The sequence below is a fragment of the Nocardia sp. NPDC088792 genome (assembly GCF_044750615.1).
Classification (GTDB): domain Bacteria; phylum Actinomycetota; class Actinomycetes; order Mycobacteriales; family Mycobacteriaceae; genus Nocardia.
The window spans coordinates 155,533-177,079 of sequence record NZ_JBIVKC010000009.1 but is presented as its reverse complement, the minus strand read 5'-3'; the positions used below and the strand labels follow the sequence as shown (position 1 = coordinate 177,079).

The 21,547-nt window shown below is 69.7% G+C and carries 15 protein-coding genes; 9 read left to right on the top strand and 6 right to left on the bottom strand.

The window, feature by feature from the left end; genetic code table 11:
* Positions 1–24 precede the first annotated feature (24 nt).
* From ACIP5Y_RS45655 to ACIP5Y_RS45645, 3 genes are read right to left on the bottom strand one after another with little or no spacing between them, the layout of a single operon-like run.
* Complete coding sequence (locus tag ACIP5Y_RS45655; protein ID WP_400360072.1) at positions 25–1,179, bottom strand: hypothetical protein; 1,155 nt, start codon at positions 1,177–1,179, stop codon at positions 25–27.
* 42 nt (positions 1,180–1,221) lie between these two features.
* Positions 1,222–4,119, bottom strand: a complete 2,898-nt coding sequence (locus tag ACIP5Y_RS45650; protein WP_400360070.1) for a LuxR C-terminal-related transcriptional regulator — start codon at positions 4,117–4,119, stop codon at positions 1,222–1,224.
* A 14-nt stretch (positions 4,120–4,133) separates the two neighbouring features.
* Entirely contained in the window at positions 4,134–5,987 is a 1,854-nt protein-coding gene (locus tag ACIP5Y_RS45645) for an Hsp70 family protein (protein ID WP_400360068.1), read from the bottom strand.
* A 315-nt stretch (positions 5,988–6,302) separates the two neighbouring features.
* On the opposite strand from ACIP5Y_RS45645, the gene ACIP5Y_RS45640 reads away from it, so the two are divergent.
* The 4 genes from ACIP5Y_RS45640 (at position 6,303) to ACIP5Y_RS45625 (ending at position 12,271) form a co-directional block, all read left to right on the top strand.
* Positions 6,303–7,919, top strand: a complete 1,617-nt coding sequence (locus ACIP5Y_RS45640) for an IniB N-terminal domain-containing protein (protein ID WP_400360067.1) — start codon at positions 6,303–6,305, stop codon at positions 7,917–7,919.
* A gap of 51 nt (positions 7,920–7,970) precedes the next feature.
* Positions 7,971–9,818: a dynamin family protein gene (locus ACIP5Y_RS45635; protein WP_400360065.1), complete on the top strand. Its 1,848-nt coding sequence runs from the start codon at positions 7,971–7,973 to the stop codon at positions 9,816–9,818.
* Between the two features lie 183 nt (positions 9,819–10,001).
* Positions 10,002–11,582 carry a dynamin family protein gene (locus tag ACIP5Y_RS45630; RefSeq protein WP_400360063.1) on the top strand — a complete coding sequence of 527 codons (1,581 nt, stop codon included), beginning with the start codon at positions 10,002–10,004 and terminating at the stop codon, positions 11,580–11,582.
* Between the two features lie 170 nt (positions 11,583–11,752).
* A complete protein-coding gene (locus tag ACIP5Y_RS45625; protein WP_400360061.1) occupies positions 11,753–12,271 on the top strand; it encodes a DUF5666 domain-containing protein in 519 nt (172 codons plus the stop codon).
* A 75-nt stretch (positions 12,272–12,346) separates the two neighbouring features.
* Here the strand turns inward: ACIP5Y_RS45625 and ACIP5Y_RS45620 are convergent, their stop codons facing one another.
* Positions 12,347–13,513, bottom strand: coding sequence for a zinc-binding dehydrogenase (locus tag ACIP5Y_RS45620; protein WP_400360059.1), 1,167 nt, complete (start codon positions 13,511–13,513; stop codon positions 12,347–12,349).
* A 46-nt stretch (positions 13,514–13,559) separates the two neighbouring features.
* Complete coding sequence (locus tag ACIP5Y_RS45615; protein ID WP_400360057.1) at positions 13,560–15,263, bottom strand: MFS transporter; 1,704 nt, start codon at positions 15,261–15,263, stop codon at positions 13,560–13,562.
* A gap of 89 nt (positions 15,264–15,352) precedes the next feature.
* Here ACIP5Y_RS45615 and ACIP5Y_RS45610 point away from each other — a divergent pair, with 89 nt between their 5' ends.
* The 3 genes from ACIP5Y_RS45610 to ACIP5Y_RS45600 all read left to right on the top strand — a co-directional run bounded on the left by ACIP5Y_RS45610 (position 15,353) and on the right by ACIP5Y_RS45600 (position 17,858).
* Positions 15,353–15,847: a MarR family winged helix-turn-helix transcriptional regulator gene (locus ACIP5Y_RS45610; protein WP_400360055.1), complete on the top strand. Its 495-nt coding sequence runs from the start codon at positions 15,353–15,355 to the stop codon at positions 15,845–15,847.
* Positions 15,848–15,936: 89 nt separating this feature from the next.
* Entirely contained in the window at positions 15,937–16,809 is an 873-nt protein-coding gene (locus ACIP5Y_RS45605) for a haloalkane dehalogenase (RefSeq protein WP_400360053.1), read from the top strand.
* Between the two features lie 128 nt (positions 16,810–16,937).
* Positions 16,938–17,858, top strand: coding sequence for an RNA polymerase sigma factor (locus ACIP5Y_RS45600; RefSeq protein WP_400360051.1), 921 nt, complete (start codon positions 16,938–16,940; stop codon positions 17,856–17,858).
* 1 nt (position 17,859) lies between these two features.
* Here ACIP5Y_RS45600 and ACIP5Y_RS45595 read toward each other — a convergent pair whose 3' ends face one another.
* The gene (locus ACIP5Y_RS45595) at positions 17,860–18,753 is read right to left on the bottom strand and encodes an LLM class flavin-dependent oxidoreductase (protein WP_400360049.1); all 894 of its coding nucleotides are present in this window, start codon (positions 18,751–18,753) and stop codon (positions 17,860–17,862) included.
* Positions 18,754–19,047: 294 nt separating this feature from the next.
* Between ACIP5Y_RS45595 and dnaK the strand changes: the two genes are divergently transcribed.
* Together dnaK and grpE are read left to right on the top strand one after the other, a co-directional pair.
* Positions 19,048–20,892: a molecular chaperone DnaK gene (dnaK, locus tag ACIP5Y_RS45590; protein ID WP_400360047.1), complete on the top strand. Its 1,845-nt coding sequence runs from the start codon at positions 19,048–19,050 to the stop codon at positions 20,890–20,892.
* Positions 20,889–21,497, top strand: coding sequence for a nucleotide exchange factor GrpE (grpE, locus tag ACIP5Y_RS45585; RefSeq protein WP_400360045.1), 609 nt, complete (start codon positions 20,889–20,891; stop codon positions 21,495–21,497). The genes dnaK and grpE overlap by 4 nt, the downstream gene beginning before the upstream one ends.
* Positions 21,498–21,547: the final 50 nt, after the last annotated feature.

Below are 21,547 nucleotides of genomic sequence, written 5' to 3'. Positions count from 1 at the left end.
AAACCTCCGAAGGTCCCTACTAAATCACTGAGGAGTCATTCCCCACGGGTCTTGCAGCACGGGTGGCACGGGGTAATCGAAGTTGGGCACCGGCGGATACCGGTAGATCGGCGGCAGCGGGACCGTGGTCGTGGGCGGTGTGGTGCGCGTCGACGGCGGAGTGGTCGCCGGCGGGGGCGTGATCGTGGTCGGCGGAGGCGGCGGCGTGGTGGTGACCGGAGGCGGATCGCTGCTCGTCTCCGGAGCGGGCGACTCGGCGACGGGCGCGGGCGGCGTCGTCGAATCCGAGCCCGAACCCTGCGGCTGCAGCGGCGGCAGCACCCCGGCCGTCGCATCCGGTTCGGAGCGGACCTCACCGCGCGGCGGGCCCGGAGTGTCCTCGTGCTGGCGCAACACGGCGGCCACCCCCAAGCCACCCAGCAGCAACCCGAGCACGGCGGCGGTGGCGGCGATCAGGTACGCGCCGCGCATGGACTTGGCCGGGGCCGTCGATGCGGTGGGATCGGCCGGGTCGCCGTCCGATACCTCCGGTTCGGCGGTGGTGACCGCCGGGACCGCGGCCGAATACGCCTGCGCGGCCAGCACCGCCGCCGGCAACGCCGGTAGGACATCGGTGACATCGGCGGCGTTCGCGGTGGAGGCCGTCGCATCGGGCGGGGTCAGGCCGGCCGGCGTGGACAGCACCGCCGCCAGGGCCGCGCGGGCGGCGTTGTAGGCGAGCGACTTGCCCGCCTCCGCGTCCGGCGGGGGTAGGTCCCGTTCGCTGACCAGGACCAGGGACTTGAGACCCAGGTAGTCCAGGGCCTCGCGCAGGGAACGGACCTGGGCCTCGGTCCAGCCGGTCGGATGGGTGGCGTAGAACTCGGCCGGGCCGTTCAGATGGTCGGCCGCCAGGTTGATCAGGCAGAAGGCGGCCGTCGCCATCAGATCCTCGGCCCGGTAGGCCTCGCCGTCGTCCACCGGGAGGCCCGCCGGGTCGCCGACCGCGCCGACGAAACCGCTGATGGAATGCGTGTATCCATCCGGCTGCGGACCGCCGAGCACGGCGTCCCCGTCGTCGGACATGTGCAGGACCGACTCGCGCACGATGTAGTGCACCGGGAGTGTGGCGTCGTCGCCGGTGACCACAGCGACGACGGATTCGTCGTCTGCGATCCGCAGGCCCACCCCAGTGGCCATCCTGGTTACCTCACTCGGTGCGTCCGGGTTCTCACCGCGCGGTCACACGAGCAGTGAACCGTGTCCCATGGCGCGGAGCATTGACAATAACTCCGAACGCGAGCCGGCACCGATCCGACGTCTTATCCGCGCCACGTGGTGCTCCACGGTCTTGGCAGATATATACAGTCGCGCGCCGATCTCACGGTACGTCAAACCCAGCAGGACCAGCTCCGCGACCTCGCGTTCCCGCTCGCTCAGCACCGTGTCCGGGAGCGGCTCCGGGCGGGGCTGCTGCGCGGGCGCCGGTGCAGGCGGGCGGATGGGCGGTTCGGGTGGACGGGATTGCGCGCGGACTGTGCGGGCCAGTTTGAGCAGTGCGGTCGCGGTCGCCGAATCACCGGCGGCCAGGGCCGCCTCGCTGGCGAGCCGGGCCGCATCCCAGCTGAGGCCGAGCCCGGCCAGTCGTGCGACGGCCGCCTCCACCTGCTCGCGGTCGACTTGCCCGCGCAGCACCAGCACCCAGGTGCGGCCGGCATCGGCCAGCGCGGCCGCCTGCGGGTCACCCGCCGCGGCGGCGGCCTTCAGCCGATGTGCGTGCGGCAGTAGCTCGTTCGGGCTCTCGTGCGCGATGGCGGCCTGAATCGCGTACCAGTGGAACGCATTCGACCAGGCGGGCGGATCGCCGAGCCGCCGCAGCAGGTCCCCGGCCGCGTCGACCAGCGCCGTCACCCGGCCCTCGTCACGTAGCCGGATACCCGCCAGCCAGAGTTCACCGATGGGCAGCAGCGCGAGCAGATCCGCGCCCACCTCATCGAACAGTGGATAGGCGGCCTGCCAGGCCAGCGTCAGCGCCGTGTGATCGCCGCCGCGCCGCGCCAACCCCACGATCACACCGTGCGCGAGCAGCCGATCCCGCGGATCCAGCACGCCCACATCCAGTTTCGACATGATCGCCTGCGCCGACTGCTCATCCCCGCCCAGCATCGCGACCCACGCGGTCAGCACCGCCGACTGCGGATCCGCCGCCACATTCCGCAGCGCATCCGCCGCCCGCCGCGGTTCCCCCATACTCAGGCACAACAGCACGGCCATCGACACCGCCGAACACGGCAGCACCCGATCCCCGCCGTCCTCCCCGGGCGCCACGCCGGCATGCGCCGCATGAATCAGATGCGAGGCCGCCGCCAGCGCCGCACTCCGCCGCGCATCCGTCCCCCACACCGAAACCATCCGCTGCGCCGATGCCGACCGCGCTGCCGCCGCGAAAGCCCCGGTAGCCGTCTCGCTTCGGTCGCTCGTGACGGCGGATCTGCCGGCAGCCGGGCCGACTGCGTCCGCCAGGGGCGAAGCCGCCGGCATTGCGCCGACAGCCGCCCGTTGCGCCGATGGACCGGACGAATTGCTCGGGGGTCGGGTCGCCGGGCTCGGAACTCCCTGCACAGCAGACAGGTTCGCCGCAGCAATGGGAGCAGCCGAACCACCAGGCGCGATCAGGCCGCCGGAACCGATGGGTTCAGCGGGGTCGATCGTACCGCCGTGGGTGCCCGGGGTGCGGGGAGCCGTCGAGCAGGAACCGGCGGCGCGAATCGAGTCGGCGAGAGCGTGGGCGATTTGGCCGGCGCGGGCCGTGGCTTCCGTTGTGGGCCATTGGGTTGCGCCGGCGGAGAAGGCGGTGGCGGGGTCGGCGTCGCCCGCGAGGTAGAGGGCGGTGGTGGCCACCGCCCAGTCGGGGCCCACGCGGTCGGGGCCCAGCCAGGTGTAGAGCTGGGCGGCGCGGGTGGTGAGGCCGCGGCGGGTCCAGACACCGGCGCAGATGCGGACGGCGGCGGCCAATTCGACAGTGGGGACGCCGGGGCGGGCCAGGGCGGGTTCGGCGAGGCGCAGGGCCGCGTCGAAATCGCCGGAGCGGGCGGCGGCATCGGCCCAGCGGACCGCGATGGTGTTGCGGTCGGCGCCCGCTGCCGCGGCGGCCGCGTAGTGGCGGATGGCTTCGTCGCCCGCCTTTTCAGCGGTGGCGCAGAGGAATTCGGCGAGGCGCGGGTCGCGGACACCGGATTCGGCGAGGAGCAGGGCGGTGTGGTCGCGGAGGAGACCGGCGTCGAGGCGGGCCTGCAGGAGGCGGCGTTGCACGGTCAGGTAGCGGCGGTCGCCCACCAGGGTGCGCAGGGGTGCGACGGCGGGGGCCAGCAGGAGGTCGGCGTCGGTGACCAGGGCGCTGCCGCGGGCGCGGTCCACCAGATCCTGTGCGGCCGTGGGGGTGAGGTCCAGGACCTCGGTGAGCTCGCCGGTGTCCAGGCCCGCGCCGATCGCGGCCACCACGAAGGTGTCCAGCAGGTCCGGGTCGGCGTCGTCGAGGCGGGCGCGCGCCCAGGCCGCCACCGCGTCGTCCACGGCGCTCACACCGGCTTCCAGGCGGGTCGCGCAGGCCGCGCTGAGCGCCGCCACCACACCGCCGTGGATACCGGCCGTCTGGCGGTGAATGTGCTGCGCCAGGCCGCGCGGCACCATCATGCCCAATTCGCGTGCGAACGGGGCGATTTCGGCGACGCCCAGGGCACGCAGGTCGATCACGCGGCCGCGCCGCGCCACCAGATCGGTGAGCCTGCGCAATCGCGGGTCGTGCGGCTGGGGGCGGGTCGCGAGCACCACCGTGCAGACGCCGGATTCGATGGTCGCGCACAGTATTTCGAATGCTTCCGCATTCAGGGTGTGCGCATCGTCGATCACCAGTGCGCTCCGGCCGGTCGCGGCGCCCTGCAGGTGCCGGGGATTGTCGGTCGAAGCGATGCCGCGGGCGCGTAGGCGGGAGCGGAGGGCCGACAGCAGCGTGGATTTGCCGGTGCCGGAACGGCCCCGGACGAGATGGAGCGAGGGAGCGGGATCTTCGGAGTCGAGCTCACGGAAGATCTCTCGTGCGCACGGGAGCGAGTCCAGCGCGACCGGGGTATTGCCTATCACGAAGAACTCGACTTTCAGCCGCCGGACTTGGGGAGGAGCTGCACGGAGGGCAGGTTCAGATTGGGAGCTTGGACGGTCGGGACGGAGGGCAGGGACGGGACGGTCGGCGCCTGCACGGACGGCAGCTGCGGCGCCTGCGGCGCGGCGGGCTGCTGCGGGGCGGGCTGACCCGGATCGGGTTGCTGCGCAGGCTGTTGCGGCGCGGCGGCATCCGGCTGACCCGGCGGCGCGGACTGCCCGTTGTTCGGCTGGGCGGTGGACGGCGCGCCAGGAACGGCCGCCGCGGGCTGACCGGGCACGGTGGTCGCGGCCGGGGCGTTCGCGGCATTCGGGGCGGTGGTCGTGCCAGCGTTCGGGGCGGGCGCGAGTACCGAGGTCGTCGGCGCCGCAGGCGTTTTCGTGGTGGCGGTGTGACTGCTGGTGCCGAGGGCGAGACCACCGGCGCCGAGGCCCGCGAGGACCACCACCGCCGCGCCCGCGATCACCACTCTGCGCCAGCGGGCGAATCCGCTCGGGGGCTCGTCCGTGGGCAGCGTGGGTAGTGCTCGGGTCTGCCCGGCCGTGCCCGGTTCGTCGGCGGCGGTGCCTGCCTGTGCCGCAGCATTGTTCGTGCGTCCGCTGCCGTTGTGCCTGTGGGCCGTGTCGGCGTCCGTTCCGGCGGGCCCGTTGTCCGCTTCGCCCGCACCCGTATTCGCGCCCGCGGTGCCCGCCCGCGCGGTCGCATCGGTGATCGGATACCGGTTGGTGCCCAGTGTTTCGCGGTTCGCGCCATACCGTTCGGTGCTGCCGGCGCGCGGGCTGTGGATGGTCTGCGGCAGCGGCGTGCCCTGCACCCGCTGCGGCAGACCGCTCGCGCCGAGGGCCGGGTGCGCTTCGGTGGCGATGGAGTCGGCGAGCAGGTCGGCGGCGAGCAGCGCCGCGCCGTGCGCGCTCAGATGGGCCGGATCGGCGGCGGCGGCCACCGGGACCCCGATCTCGGTGGAGATCAGCTCGGTGACCAGCGGCATGGCCGCGCCGCCGCCGGTGAGCAGGACACCGTCCAGGTCGGCCAGGGTGAGGCCGGCGCGGCGGACGGCCTCGCGGACCAGATCGGCCGAGGCGAGCAGGGATTCGCGGTACAGGTCTTCCACTTCGTCGCGGACCAGGCGGACATCGACGGGGGCGCTGCCGGGTAGCCGGACCGGGACCACGGTGGCTGTGTTTTTGGAGAGAGTTTCCTTCGCATTTCTGCAACGGTCACGCAAGGCGGTCAATTCTTGTTCCACCATCGGGTCGAAAGGATCGAAATCCTTTTCACCGATGGCGTATCCGAGCACGAAACGCAGGGTGAGTAGATCGAATTCGGCGCCGGCCACCGTGGTGGAGTGGATCGGCTCGCCGAGTAATCCGGACATTGCGCCCGTACGAGCCACCGATACCGTCAAACCTGTTGCGCCCAGGTCGTATACCGCCATGGCGCCGTCGTGGCTGGATTCGTGCACTTCCTGCAGCCAGCGCATGGCGGCGGTGGGTTCCGGCACCAGGGCCACACTGTCCAGGCCGGCGGCGGTCAGCGCCGTGCGCTGTACCTCCACCGTGTGCTGAGTCCACCAGGCCGGGTAACAGGCGACGATGGAAGCGGCGGGGCCGGTGTCGTCCACGGCACGGCCTACCGCCGCGGCCACCAGATCCGCTGCGCGAACAGCGGATCCGTCTCTGGTCCGAATGTCCACGGGGTCCCCGACCCGGGACAGGAAGCTTTCCGGAAGTTCCTGTTCGGCGCCCAGCATGCTGGGGCGGATGTGCAGTGTGCGTTGTCCCCCCGAAGTCGTCACGGCCACCGTGTTCGACGTCCCGACGGTGATGCCGAGCGCCAGCCCCTGACTCATTCGAGTTCCCCTGTCATTCGAAACGCGCGCCGGGTGAATCGCGCGCCGTTGGAAAGCTCTTCGGTCCGATTTGTACGTAAACGGTGCCGTCGGCCGGGTGGCCTACGGGACCTGTCGGTTACTGGGGGATGGTCGTTACCGTTCCGGGCTCAGGTTTGGGGAAATTCCCCTAATGCCCGCCTTGCCCCGTATGGGCGTGTCGGTGGATCGGGGGGAGTTCACCCCGTTTCGGCGTAACGGGTCGCGTTCCTAACGTGAAAGGTAATTCGAGCAGCGCGGGTCAGCGGGGCCCGCCCATCCAGGAGACGATTCATCATGAGCCCCAACGCAATTCTCGAGTTCATCCTCAACCTGCTGCGGGATCACGAGGCCGCAGCCAGTTACTGCACCAACCCGGGCCAGGCTCTCGCCGCCGCCGGATTGGAAAACGTGACACCCGAGGATATTTCCGCCTGCGCCCCCATGGTGGCCGAATCCGCCCTGGTTGCCGGAGGTTCGCAGCTCTCCGAGATCATCGCCGCAGGCAGCGGCGCCCTGAACGGGTCCACCGGCCTCAACGCCGGTTTGTCCGGTGACACCGGCCTCAACGGCTCCGCCGGAGTGAACGGCGCCGCCGGCCTGAACGGATCCGCCGGCCTCAACGGCACAGTGAACGGCGGCGCCACCACCAACACCGACCTCGGCCTCGGCGCCGCCTTGGGCGCGGGCCTCGGCACCGGCCTGGACCTCGGCCTGTCCTCCGCCCTCGGCGCGGCCGCGAACGCAGCCACAGACCTGGGAGCAGGTCTCGGCGCGAACCTGACCGGTGCGGTCGGCTCCACCCTCGGTGCGGGCCTCACCGCGGCTGTGGATAACGCCCTGAACGCGGGCGCCGACCTCGGCGCAGGTTTGTCCACAGGCTTGGGTGCAGTTGTGGATAGCGGCGCCCAAGCAGGCCTCGGCCTCGAAACTGGCCTGAACAGCACCCTCGGTGCAGCAGGTGGCCTCGGCACCCAACTCGGAACTGACCTCGGCACAGGACTTTCCACCGGTCTGGGGGCGGCTGTGCATGCCGGAACCCAGGCCGGCACAGACCTCGGCGCCGGACTCGGCGCAGGCTTGACCTCGGGTGTGGATGCGGGTGCAGGGCTGGGCGCGCAACTTGGAAGCGGCTTGGAGACCGGACTGAACGGCGCACTGGACGGTGGAGCCACCCTCGGTTCGCAACTCGGCGCGGGACTGAACGGCGCTGTGGATAGCGGGGCGCACCTGGGTGCGGGGCTTGATTCGGGGCTTGCCGGTGGCGTGGATGCCGGAAGTCAGTTGGGTGTTGGGCTGGAGAACGGTTTGAACAGTGTGGTGGGGGCGGGAACTCAGGTTGGGGCGGGGCTGGAGAGTGGATTGGGTAGTGGGGTGAATGCGGGGGCTCAGGTTGGGGCGGGGCTGGAGACCGGGCTGAATGGTGTGGGTGATGTCGGGTCGCAGGTTGGGGCGGGGCTGAATGGTGGGGTTGATGCCGGGAGTCATTTGGGGGCGGGGCTGACCGGTGGGGTGGATGCGGGGAGTCAGGTGGGGGCTGGGCTGGAGAGTGGGTTGACCGGGGTGGGGAATGCGGTTGCGGGGGTGGGGAGTCAGGTGGGGAGTGAGCTGGGTGCGGGGTTGGGCGGGGCGGGGGATGTGGGCGGGGGAGTGCATGTGGGGAGTGGGGTGGATGCTTCGGTTGGCGGGGCGGGGGATGCGGGGGTGCATGTGGCGGCGGCGAATCCTTGGGCGGGGGTGGATGTTTCGCAGGCGTTCGGGGGTGGGGTGTCGAGCGGTGGGGAAGGTGGGCTGTTCGGGAATTCGGGGGTGCAGACCGGTGGGGATGCGGGGTTGTTCAGGGATGGGGGGACGCATGTCGATCTCGGGACGCATCCGGCCGGGGATATCGTCGGCGACATGCTGCACTCGTGAACAGTTGGCGCAGAAGAATATTGAGCTGATTAGGGATTGGTAGGCATTCTCGTGACTGGCACTGTGGCGGCGCAGTCGTTGCTGTCGATACTTTCGGAGACCATTGCGGTGGCGCGGGGCGCCGACCGGGGGGATCTGGTCGGGCGGTTGGAGGTGCTGGCGGGGAAGGTGCGGGATCCGCGGCGGCGGATCGTTGTCGCGGGGCTGGCCAATCAGGGGAAGAGCCAGTTCGTGAATGCGCTGTTGAATATGGAGGTGTGTGCGGTCGGGGATGACGCCACCACGGGGGTGGTGACGGCGTTGTCCTTCGGGGCGCAGGCCGGGGCGGCGCTGGTGGTCGCGGGGGCCGGTGGCGGGGAGGTGGAGCGGATTCCCTTGGCGGCCGGCGAGATCGGGTCGATGACCACGCGGGCCCCGCAGGCGCAGGGGCGGGCGGTATTGCGGCTCGAGGTCGAGGTGCCGAATCAGCTGCTCGGCGATGGGATCGTCGTGGTGGATACCCCCGGACTGGGGGTGCACGGCACGGGTGGTGCGGCGGCGGTGCTCGGCGTGGTGCCGGCGGCGGATGCGGTTTTCCTGGTGACCGACGCGTCCACCGAGTTGACCGATCCGGAGGTGGAGTTTCTGCGGCAGGTGCGGGAGTTGTGCCCGGCGGTGGCGGTGCTGGTCAGCAAGATCGATCTGTATCCGCATTGGCGGCAGGTGTTCGAGGCGAACCGGAATCATCTGGCGCGCAATGGGGTCGAGATCGCCATGTTGCCGGTGTCGGCGGTGCTGCGCACGCATGCCATGCGGCTGCGGGACGAGCAGCTCGGCCTGGAGTCCGGGTTCGGGCCGGTGTTCCAGTTCCTGCGGGAGCAGGTGGTGGCGCGGGATCAGGTGGCCGTGCAGCGCGCCATCGGCCTCGAGATCGGTTCGGCTGCCGAGCATTTGGCCCTGGCCATCGGCAGTGAGCTGGTGGCGCTGCGGGATCCGGAGCGGGCCGCGGCGGCGGTGCGGGAATTGCGTTCCGCGCGAACCGCTGCCGAGCAGATGCATCGCGCGACCGCCGCCTGGCAGCAGACGCTGGGTGACGGTGTCACGGATCTGGCGGGGGATGTGGATCACGATCTGCGGGATCGGCTGCGGAATGTCGGTCGTGAGGTCGAGGAATGGATCGAGGCCAACGATCCCGGCCGGCACTGGGAGACGGTGGAGGAGTGGCTGACCGCCACCGTCGGCACCGCGCTCGGCGACAATCTGCTGTGGACCCGAACCCGCGCCGTGGATCTGGGTGAACGGGTGGCGGCGCATTTCACCGAACTGGGTGCGGTGGAGCTACCGGAGTTGCGGGAGATGCTGGAGCGGAACGGCTCCCGCTCCGATTCCTGCACGCTCGCGGACCTGGAACCGGATCTGGGTCTGGGCCACAAGCTACTGGTCGGTGTGCGGGGTTCCTACGGTGGCGTGGTGATGGCGGGCCTGGTCGGCACGCTGGCCGGGTTGTCGCTGGTGAATCCGATCTCGCTGGGTGCGGGTGTGCTGCTCGGCGGCAAGGCTTTCAGTGACGACAAGCGGGCCCGCCTGGCCAAGCGCCGCGCCGACGCCAAGATGGCGGTGCGCCGCTATCTGGACGATGTCGCCTTCCATACCGGTAAGGAGACGAAGGACCGCCTGCACCGCATTCACCGGCTGCTGCGCGACCATTTCACCGCGATCGCCGACCGTACCCTGCGTTCCCTCGACGAATCCCTGCGCGCCGCACAGGAGGCCGCGAATCTGGAGTCCGCGCGCCGCGCCGAACGCGCGACCGAGCTGGAACGCCGCCTGCGCGTGGTGGCCGAACTCCGCCGCGTCTCCGACTCGATGCTCGCCCTCCCCGCGGCCCCGGAACATGCTGCGCTGGAGGCTCGCCCCTGAGCGGATCCCGCGCTGGTCCAGGCCCGATGCGAGCGCCTGCTCGCCCCGATACACGGTCCGTGTGGCCCGGGCCTCGGGTGGGAAGTTCCTGTGAGGGGATGCCGGGGTTGCTAACGGGGCGCCGGTCGATATCGAATCCCATGCGACGCGTGGAGGTGCGGTGTGCTGCGGAATCAGGAACCCATGAGGGACGACCCGGGCGGTATCGGATATGGCGTGGTGCCGGAGACCCGGGGCCTGGTGGCGGCGGCGCGGCGGGCGCTGGCGGATCGGCCGCGAGTGCGGGCCCAGCTCGACGAGTGTGCGCGCCGGCTCGACGAGCCCCTGCGGGTGGCGTTGGCGGGCCAGCTCAAGGCGGGTAAATCGACGCTGTTGAATGCCCTGGTCGGCCAGGACATCGCGCCGACGGACGCGACCGAGTGCACGCGCCTGGTGACCTGGTACCGGAACGGCGCCGCCCCGCGGGTGACGGCCCGCACCACGGACGGCGCCCGCGCCGATGTGGTGGTGCGGCGGGGTCGCGGCGCCGAGGGCCTGCCGGGCGCGCACGGGCTCACCTTCGATCTGTCGGCACTGCGCTGGAATGCGCAGGAGCCGCGGGAGGTGGACCGGCTGGAGGTGGAGTGGCCGTCGGCGGAGCTCGCGCGCACCACGGTCATCGATACGCCGGGTATTTCCTCGCTGTCCCGGGAGGTGTCCGCGCGGACCTCGAAACTGCTCACGCCGGGCACCTCCGGTACCGCGTTGCCGAGCGCCGATGCCGTCGTCTACCTGTTGCGCCGCCTGGATGCGGCGGATGTGGATTTTCTGGAGCACATCGGGGCGGGCGCGGGGGCCGGTGGCCCGCTGGGGGTGATCGGCGTGGTGTCGCGGGCCGATGAGATCGGTGCGGGCCGTATCGACGCCCTGCATTCGGCGCGGGATGTGGCGACTCGTTTCGCGGTGGAGCTGGAGCGAACGGGCTTGTGCCAGTCGGTGATTCCGGTGGCGGGCCTGCTGGCGTTCGCGGCGGCGACCCTGCGGCAGCGGGAGTTCGCGGCCTTCGAGGCGCTGGCCGCCATTCCGGTGGACGAGCTGGGTGCGGCGCTGCTGTCCGCGGACCGTTTCGCTCGTCCGGAGTCGCCGCTGCCGGTGCCGCCGGAGTTGCGCGCCCATCTGGTGGCGCGTTTCGGCCTGTTCGGAATTCGCTTGGCGGTCACGCTGATTCGGCTGGGTGTGCGTGATGCGCACACGCTGGCGGCCGAACTCACCGATCGCAGCGGCCTGGACGAGTTACGCACGGTGCTGGATGTGCAGTTCGCGCAGCGCGCGGAGGAGTTGAAGGCGCATTCGGCGCTCACCGCGCTGGCCCGCATTCTGCGCGCGAATCCGGGGAGCGCGGCGGATGCGTTGTTCCCGCGGGTGCGGACGCTGCTCGCCGATGTGCACGGTTTCACCGAGCTACGGCTGCTGGGGCACCTGCGAGCCGACGAATTGCCTTTGCCCGCTGAGGAGCTCGCCGAATTGCAGCGTCTGATCGGTGGTGCGGGAGTGTCGCCGACCTTGCGCCTGGGTCTGCCGCCGCACACCGATCTGGTGACGCAGCGGGAGGCGGCGTTGGCGGCGGTGCGCAAATGGCGTGCGCGGGCTCGTCATCCACTGGCGGATCAGGCCATGACGAATGCGTGCCTGACGGCGGCGCGTAGCGCGGAGGGTCTGCTGGAGGTCCTGCACGAGCCGCCGACCACGCCCTTCCCGGCATTGGATCCATTGCGGCGCAAATGATCTCGAAGTTCCGGGCGTGACGTGGAGCTGCCCCGTGAGCGGTGCGGCGACTGTCCTGCGACAGTGCTGTGCATCGCGTTCGAAACCGGCTGGTCGTTCGCACCGACCTGAGAGTGACTCACCAGCGCGCGCCCAGCGACCTCACAAGCAGCGCCAATAGCGTAGCCGTCATGACGAACTCAACCCCTGCCGAGCAGGAACCCGCACCGCGCCACTCCCGCCGGCGGCGCATCAATCTCGCCCTCGGAGCCGTGACCCTGGCGGTGGCCGGCGTCGTCGGATTGGCCGCGTGCAGCTCCAACGGCGGCACCAGCAGCAGCACCCCGACCTCCTCCCAGGCGCAATCCCAGACCCCGCAACCGGGCAGCCCCGGCGGTCACGGCGGCCCGCGCGGCGGCGCCTTCGGCACCATCAAGACCGAGGGCAGCGGCAGCTGGCTGATCATCAAGCAGGACGGCAGCTCCGAGACCGTCACCATCAATGCCCAGACCCAGTTCGGCACCAAGGAGAAGCAGGAGACCGCGACGCAGTTCGCCGTCGGCGACAAGGTCCGCGTCGAGGGCCAGGAAGCCAACGGCACCATCACCGCCACCCGCATCGAGCACGCCCGGGAGCGTATGAACCCGTCGGGTAGTCCGTCCGCGAACCCGTCCGGCGCGCCGGCCCCGAGCGCTACCCCCACGAACTGATTGCGCGTTATTCCTTGTCGCCGCAGCTTGCTTTGCCGCTCCCCGGGGTATCCCCCGGGGAGCCGTATCCGGCGGCTATCGGCCGAGCGTGACGGCCGGACTCCGCGGATCGATCAGGACCTTGGCGTGCTGCTCGGGTGAGCCGAGCGCCGCGAAGGCGGCGTCGACGCCGGCCAGGCCGACGGTTCCGGTGATGAGCGGGGACGGATCGACCTTGCCGTCCGCGATCATGTGCAGCGTGTCGCGGAATTCGCCCGGGTCGTAACCGAGCACGAACCGCAGGTCGATCTCCTTGTTGATGGCAGTGGCCGGATGAATGGTGTCGGGCTGCATACACACGCCGACGACCACGACCCGTGACATCGGCGGCGCGGCGCTCAGAATCTGATCGAGGATGCCGGGCACGCCGACGCATTCGAAGACGACCGGCCCGGACGGCCCCTGATTCAGGGTGTGCGCGAGCCGGAAGAGATACCACCACGGCACATTCGGAATCCGCCGCAGGCGTTCCATGGCGTCGAAACCGAGGTTGAGAATGTCGGCGGCGCCATTGATGCGCGACTTCTTCGGCGTTGCCTGCCAAGGTGATTCGACCCCGGGATCGACAACCACGTCGGCCCCGCACCGGGTGGCGAGTTCACGTCGCCGCGGTGAGAAGTCGCTGGCCACCACGGTCCGCACCCCCGACGCCTTCAACATGGAGATGACGGCCAATCCGATGGGCCCGCAACCGATCACGAACGCCGTCTGATTCCGGCCGACCCGGCCACGGCGCACCGCGTGCCAGCCGACCGCCATGGGCTCGGTCAGGGCGGCGAGGTCCGGGGCCAGGCCGTTGGGCACCTCGAAGGTCATGGCCTCCTGCACCAGCACCTGTTCGGCGTATCCGCCGGGCGCTGCCGCCGACAGCCCGGTGAGTTCGGGTACCCGGCCGTGCCGCAGGATCGGCAGCGCCACCACCGGGGTGCCGGTTTTCCAGCGGCGGCGCGTGCCGGGCCCGTATTCGAGCACCTCCCCGGTGAATTCGTGCCCGAGCACGATGTTCTGGTCGGAGCGCATGAAGTTGTCGTAGCCGGTGGCGGCGGCCAGGTCGGCGAGGTCGTCGCAGTGCACCCGGGCGTGCAGGTCGGATCCGCAGATGCCGCAGCGGGTGACGTTCACCAGCAGCTGTCCCGGTCCGGGCGTGGGGGTGGGCAGGTCCTCCACTCGGAATTCGCCCTTGGTGAGCACGACCGCGCGCATGATGACTCCTGTCGAAAGACGTTGACAACGGCGATTCTTCTCGCAGTCAGACCTCCACGAGTTCGGTTTCCGACGGGTCGGTCTCGTGCGGTTCGAGCCGGACGTTCTTCGGCAGGGCCAGGAATCCGAGGCAGACCAGCGCCATCAGGCCGATGCCCCACTCCAGGGTGCGGTCGAAGGTGTGCGCGAAGTTGACCGCATTCGCGTCCTGGCCCGCGTGGGTCAGCGTGTTCGCGACGGCCCGGTTCGCAGGCGTGGCCGTCTTGCAGCCGGCGGGCACCGCGCTGGGATCGATCTCCGCGGAACGATCCCGCACGCAGGCGCGGAAGTTCGCGAGGATCTCATCGGCGGCGGGTGCGGGTATGCCGGCGGCACTCAGTTCTGTGCGGGTCTGCGCCGCAACGGCATTCACGCCGCGCGCCGAATCATGGTCGAGCTGAGTGAAGAACAGAATGCCCACCAGGGCCACGCCCAGCGCCATCCCCAGCTGCTGGCCGGTATTGAGCAGTCCGGACGCCGCTCCGGCCTCGCGGTCCGGGATCTGGCCGAGCAGCATGTCGATGGTCGGCGCGACCACGATGCCGAAACCGATACCGGTCACGAGCAAGGGCAGCACCATTTGCCAAGAGGCGAAACCGGATTCGTAATGCGTGGCCATCCCGCCGTACAGCGCGAACCCGAGCGCGGTGACCGCGCCGCCCGCGAGCAGTACCCATTTGCCGAACCGTGGCGCCAGCGCACTCACCGACGTGCCCGCCCCGGCGACCGCGCCGACCGCGAAGAACACCGAGGTCAGCCCGGCCCGCATGGGCGACCAGCCCAGCCCGGCCTGCATGAACAGCGTCCAGATGAGGAAGAAGCCGCCGAACCCGATCCAGAACAGCAACCAGCTCGCCAGCCCGACGGTGAAGGGCCGCGAACGGAACAGCGCCGGATCGACCAGCGGTGACCCGATGGTGCGCGCCCGCCACCGTTCGTAGCCGATGAAGGCCGTGAAGAGCGCCGCGGCGGCCACGATCATCACGAAAGTCCATGCGGGCCAGCCCAATCGGCGTCCCTCGGTGAGCGGGTACACCAGCAGCAGCACCGCGGACACGGCCAGCGTCATGCCGGGGATATCCAGTCGCGGGGCGTGCGGGGCGCGGGAATCCCGCATGACGAGCGCGGTCGCGATCAGTGCGAGCACACCGACCGGCACGTTCACCAGGAAGATCGGCCGCCATTCCAGCCCGAACAGATTCCCTTGCACCAGCAGCCCGCCCAGGGCGAGCCCGACCGCGGACGCGGAGCCGCCGACGCCGCTGTAGATGGCGATGGCCTTGGCGCGCTCCGATTTCGGGAACGTGACGCGGATGATGGCGAGAATCTGCGGCACCATGAGCCCGGCCATCGCGCCCTGCGCGAAGCGGGAGCCGATCAACACGGCGGGTGAGCCGGCGAGGCCGCAGAGCAGCGAGGCCACGGTGAATCCGGTCATGCCGACCAGGAACAGGCGTTTACGGCCGAAGATGTCGCCGAGCCGGCCGCCGGTGATGAGTACCGCGGCGAAGGAGAGCACGTAGGCGGCGATGATCCATTCGATCTGTGAGTAGGCGGCGCCGAGGTCCTTCTGAATGCTCGGGACGGCCACATTGACGATGGTGACGTCGAGCAGGTCCATGAATCCGGCCGCGAGGACGACGGCGAAGGCTATCCAGCGGCGGGGGTCGAGGGAGATCGATTCGAGGGGTGATGCGGTGTGCGTGTCCATGCTTGCAAACTATGCACCTCAAGTGATTATCACACAATAGGGCAATCACTTCATGGGCATTTAACCGTCCCGGGATGTACCCTGGGTGGGTGACCGACGCCGATTCCAACTACCCCCCGATGTTCGAGCGCGCCGCATTTCTCTTCGCGCAGTTGGGATCTCGGTCCGAGTACCGGTTCGTCGCATTACTCGAGCCCCTGGGCCTCAAGCCCGGGCAGTACGGCACCCTGCGCATCCTCGAAGTCAATGACGGCATGACGCAGCAGCAGCTGTGCGAGGCGCTCGGCATCCACCGCAATGTGATGGTCGGGCTCGTCGACGCGCTGGAGCAGCGCGGACTGGTGGAACGCCGGCGGCACCCGGTCGACCGGCGCGCGCACGCCGTGCACCTGCTACCGGCCGCGCGCGACGTGATCGCCGAAGCCGACCGGCTCGCGCGGGGGCTGGACGCGGAAATGGTGGGCGCCCTCGACCCGGCCGAGCAGGCGACGCTCATCGGCCTGCTGCAACGCGTCGCGGTGGATGTCGGGCTCACCCCCGGCATCCACCCCGGTCTGACAGCCGAAACGGACTGCACCGCCTGATGTGACCCGGATCACCGAACCGGGCTGTCACAGCCGGGCACAGCGCGTGTCCAACCAGGTGTAGGCAACTCACCCGGAAGGACAATCCGATGGCCACCATCGATGTGCTCGACTCGTTCCTCAACTACACCGACACCGGCAGCGGCGCGATCCCCGTCGTGTTCCTGCACGGCAATCCCACCTCCTCCTACATCTGGCGCAATGTGATCCCGCACCTCAGCGGCGAAACCCGCGCGCTGGCCCCGGATCTCATCGGCATGGGCGCCTCCGGCAAGCCGGACAGCGACTACCGGTTCGCCGACCACGCCCGCTACCTCGACGCCTGGTTCGACGCGCTGGGCCTGGACGAGGTCGTCCTGGTCGGCCACGACTGGGGTGGCGCGCTCGGGATGGACTGGGCCGCACGGCATCCCGGCCGGGCGCGCGGCATCGCCGTGGTGGAGACCTTCCTGCGCCCGCTGCGCTGGTCGGAGATGCCGCCGCAGGGCGCGGAACTGTTCCGCCGCTTCCGGTCCCCGGAAGGCGAGGAGATGGTTCTCGAACGCAATATGTTCATCGAGTTCAACCTGCCCGCCTCCACCCGCAACCTGTCCCTGTCGGCGCTCGAGGAATACCGCAAGCCCTACCCCACCCCGGAATCCCGTAAGCCGATGCTGGTGTGGCCGCGCGAATTCCCGCTCGACGGCGAACCGGCCGACGTGGTCGCCGCTATCGAGAACTACGACCGCTGGATGGCGGAAACCCCCGGGGTGCCCAAGCTCGTCATGGGCGTCGAGGGCGGTGTCGGCCTCGGCTCCCCCGAAATGATCGAGTGGGCCGCGAAGACCTTCGCCGCCACCCAAACCGCGAATATCGGCCTCGCCGGCCATCACTCCCCGGAAGACCAGCCCGATGCCATCGGCGCCGCCGTCGCCGACTGGATCCACCGCCACGCCCTGCTGGCCACCCCGGCGGTGGCCTGATACCGGCGGCGCGGACCGATCGTGGGACCCGGCGGAAGCGCCGAGCGGCGCTTCCGCTGTGCGCGAACAGTCATGTCGTCCCGCCGGCAGTGGTTGCGTGGCACCGCGTGCGGATTCAAGCTGGCGGAATGGAGCACGAGGCACAGCCGCTGACCCACCGGCCCGAGACGGTGGGGGACGACCTCGCGGCCGAAGCGGAATCCGCCCGGCGTGGCCCGGAGCCCGCCGAAGTGGCGCTGGTCGGGCGCGCGGTCGCGGGTGATCGGGGTGCCGTCTCCGAAGTGGTGCGCCTGCTGCAGGATCCGATCTATCGGCTGGCGCTGCGCATGGTGTGGCGGCCTGCCGACGCCGAGGACGCCACGCAGGAGATTCTGTTGCGGGTGGTGGGGAATCTCGCGAGTTGGCGGGGTGAGGCGAAGTTGCTGACCTGGGCCTATCGGATCGGGGTCAACTATCTGCTGAACCTGGGACGGCAGTCGCCGCAGGAGGCCGGGCAGGTCAGCCTCGACGATTTCGGCCAGGGCCTGAAAGACGGCCTGGCGGACGAGGATTACCGCGGACCCGAGTCGGAACTGCTCACCCACGAGACCCGGCTCAATTGCAGTCAGGCCATGCTGCAATGCCTGGCACGGGACGAGCGGGTGGCGTTCGTGCTCTCCGAGGTCTTCGGATTGAGTTCCGCGGAGGCGGCGTGGATCGCGGACACCACGCCCGCGGCCTATCGGAAACGCTTGGAGCGGGCCAAGAAGCGGCTCGGGAACTTCCTCTCGGCGGCCTGCGGGCTGGCGAATCCGCAGGCTTTCTGCCGTTGTTCGCGCCGCGTGGAGAAGGCGATCGACCTCGGCCGCGTGGATCCGCGCCGCCCGGCCTTCGCGACGCATCCGGTGACATCCGGCGGACGGGATGTCGCCGAAGCCGAGCGGCAGATGATCCGGCTGCACGATGCGGCGGCGATCATCGGCGGGCATCCGGATTACGCTGCGCCGCAGGCGAAGATGGACGCGATCGCGGGCCTGCTGAGCTCCGGCCGGTTCCCGCTGCTGGACTGAGCTACTCGCCCAGGCGTTCCCGCGCGGCCGGCACCACCAGGCGGGCGAAGCGTTGCACCTGGTCCACGTCGAAGCCGGGCGGCCAGTAGATGAAGGTGTCGAAGCCGCGTTGCCGCGCGAGGTGGGCGATGATGTCCGCCCATTCGTCGGCGGAACCGTGAATCGGGTTGGCGCCGCGTGGATCCGGTTGCAGGGAGCGGTCGCTGACCACGCCGGGGAGGGCGGCGAGGCGGGAGATGGCGCGCGGATCGCGGCCGACGGCCTGGGCGGCGGCGTCGATACGGGCATTGGCGGGTCCCCAGTGTTCCCAGGGCATCCAGTTGGGCAGGGGTGCGACCCAGCCGTCGGCGAAGGTGCCGATCAGATCCATGGCGTGCGGTCCCATGCCGCCGACCCAGATGCCGATGGGGTGGGCGGGCGCGGGCCCACCCTCGATGCCCTGCACGGTGTATTCGGCGCCGAGCACGGAAACCAGGCGGCCGGGCCGCCATTCGGCGCGGATGATCTCGATGCCCTCGGCCAGCGCCAGCAGCGCGGCGCGGCCCTTGCGGAGCGGGCCGCCCATGCCGATCACGCCGCTCTCGAAAGCGCCTGCGCCCAGGCCGAGTTCGAAACGGCCGCCACTGAGCAGGTCGAGGGTGGCGGCCTGCTTGGCGAGCATGGCGGGGGTGCGCAACGGCAGGTTGGCGACGCCGGGATAGACGCTGACGCGGCTGGTGGCCGCCAGGCACGCGCCGAGCACCGCGAAGGCGTCGCCGAATTCGGCGTTGTAGGGATGGTCCTGGATGCCGACCAGGTCCAGTCCTTCGTCGTCGGCGGCCTTGGCCATGTCGAGGACGACCGGCAGTGCGGAGGCGACCGGGGGGATCGAGATGCCGAACCGGGCTGCCATCATCCCTCCTCAGCTGCGACGACGTTGGGATGATCTTCATGGCCGGAGGGTGGCGAGCCCGGCATTTCGGACTCGCCGGGCCATCCAGGGCGTGTCCGGAAAAAAATTCCCAGGTTCGGGGGAATAGGTGATCCACCTGGTCGGTTGGAGCTGATCAGACAACATTGAGTGCCCTGGACTCAAGTTCGAGTTGCACGCCGACCGATTCGGGTGCAGGATTGAGCGGACCACACTCAGTGTTGCTGAGGATTCGTGCCCCATCGGGTGCGTAGGTACGTCAAACCAGGAGGAATCACCATGGCTCGTGCGGTCGGTATCGACCTCGGGACCACGAACTCGGTCATCGCTGTTCTCGAAGGCGGTGAGCCGGTCGTCGTCGCCAACTCGGAGGGATCGCGCACCACTCCGTCGATCGTCGCGTTCGCGAAGAACGGCGAGGTTCTCGTGGGTCAGCCCGCGAAGAACCAGGCTGTCACCAACGTCGATCGCACCATCCGGTCCGTCAAGCGCCACATGGGCGAGGACTGGACCGTGGAGATCGACGGCAAGAAGTACACCCCGCAGGAGATCTCCGCGCGCACGCTGATGAAGCTGAAGCGCGATGCCGAGGCCTACCTGGGTGAAGAGATCACCGACGCCGTGATCACCGTCCCCGCCTACTTCGAGGACGCGCAGCGCCAGGCCACCAAGGAGGCCGGCCAGATCGCGGGCCTGAACGTGCTGCGCATCGTCAACGAGCCCACCGCGGCCGCGCTGGCGTACGGCCTGGACAAGGGCGACAAGGAACAGACCATCCTGGTCTTCGACCTCGGTGGCGGCACCTTCGACGTCTCGCTGCTGGAGATCGGCGAGGGCGTCGTCGAGGTCCGCGCCACCTCCGGTGACAACCACCTCGGTGGTGACGACTGGGACGAGCGCGTCGTGGGCTGGCTGGTCGACAAGTTCAAGGGCACCTCGGGCATCGACCTGACCAAGGACAAGATGGCCATGCAGCGTCTCCGTGAGGCTGCCGAGAAGGCCAAGATCGAACTGTCGTCCTCGCAGTCGACCTCGATCAACCTGCCCTACATCACCGTCGACGCGGACAAGAACCCGCTGTTCCTCGACGAGCAGCTGACCCGCGCCGAGTTCCAGAAGATCACCTCGGATCTGCTGGACCGCACCCGCAAGCCGTTCCAGTCGGTCATCAAGGACGCCGGCATCTCGGTCGGCGATATCGATCACGTTGTGCTCGTTGGTGGTTCGACCCGTATGCCCGCCGTGTCCGACCTGGTCAAGGAACTGACCGGCGGCAAGGAGCCCAACAAGGGCGTGAACCCGGACGAGGTCGTCGCCATCGGCGCCGCCCTGCAGGCCGGTGTGCTCAAGGGTGAGGTCAAGGACGTCCTGCTGCTCGATGTCACCCCGCTGTCGCTGGGTATCGAGACCAAGGGCGGCGTGATGACCAAGCTCATCGAGCGCAACACCACCATCCCGACCAAGCGCTCGGAGACCTTCACCACGGCCGACGACAACCAGCCGTCCGTGCAGATCCAGGTCTTCCAGGGTGAGCGCGAGATCGCCTCGCACAACAAGCTGCTCGGCTCCTTCGAGCTGACCGGCATCCCGCCGGCCCCGCGCGGCGTGCCGCAGATCGAGGTCACCTTCGACATCGACGCCAACGGCATCGTGCACGTGACCGCGAAGGACAAGGGCACCGGCAAGGAGAACACGATCAAGATCCAGGACGGCTCCGGCCTGTCCAAGGACGAGATCGACCGCATGGTGAAGGACGCCGAGGCGCACGCGGCCGAGGACAAGGCGCGTCGCGAGGAGGCGGAGACCCGCAACCAGGCCGAGTCGCTGGTGCACCAGACCGAGAAGTTCATCAAGGACAACGAGGACAAGGTCCCCGCGGACGTCAAGACCAAGGTCGAGGCGGCCATCGCCGAGGCGAACGAGGCGCTGAAGGGCACCGATATCGCGGTCATCAAGGCCGCGGTGGAGAAGCTCGCCACCGAGTCGCAGGCGCTGGGTCAGGCCATCTACGAGGCTTCGGCCGCGGACCAGGCCGCTCAGGGCAACGGTGCGGCCGCGGGCGCCCCGCAGTCCGATGACACCGTGGTCGACGCCGAGGTCGTCGAGGAGCCGGAGAAGAAGTGACGAATCCGAACCAGGAACAGGAACCGGTCACCATCGACGCGGTCACTGGCGAGGTTCGGGAGGGGGCCGCGGCGGACGATTTCGCCGCGGCCTCGGCCGCGAACGGTGCCGAGGCGAGCGAGGATTCGCTCGCGGACACCATCGGTGCCGAACTCGCCGAGCGCACCGCCGACCTGCAGCGCCTGACCGCCGAGTACGCCAACTACCGGCGGCGCGTCGAACGCGACCGCAAGGCCGCGATCGATACCGCCAAGTCGGCGGTGGTGGGCGAATTGCTGGGCGTGCTGGACGATCTCGATCGGGCCCGCGCGCACGGTGATCTCGAAGGGCCGCTGAAGGCGGTCGCCGACAAGCTCGCCCTCGCCCTGCAGAAGCAGGGGCTCGAGGAATTCGGTTCGGAGGGTGAGCCTTTCGACCCGACCCTGCACGAGGCCGTGCAGCACGAAGGTTCCGGGCACAATCCGGTGCTGGGCATGGTCATGCGCAAGGGCTACCGCTTCGGCGATCGCGTCCTGCGCCACGCGCTGGTGGGGGTCACCGATGGGGTTGCGGATCCGGCGCAGCCGGGCACGAACGCTGGCGTCGATGCCGCCGGCACCGATTAATACGACCATCCCGCCGGCATCCCGGCCGGCGCGCACAGAGAAAGGAGGAG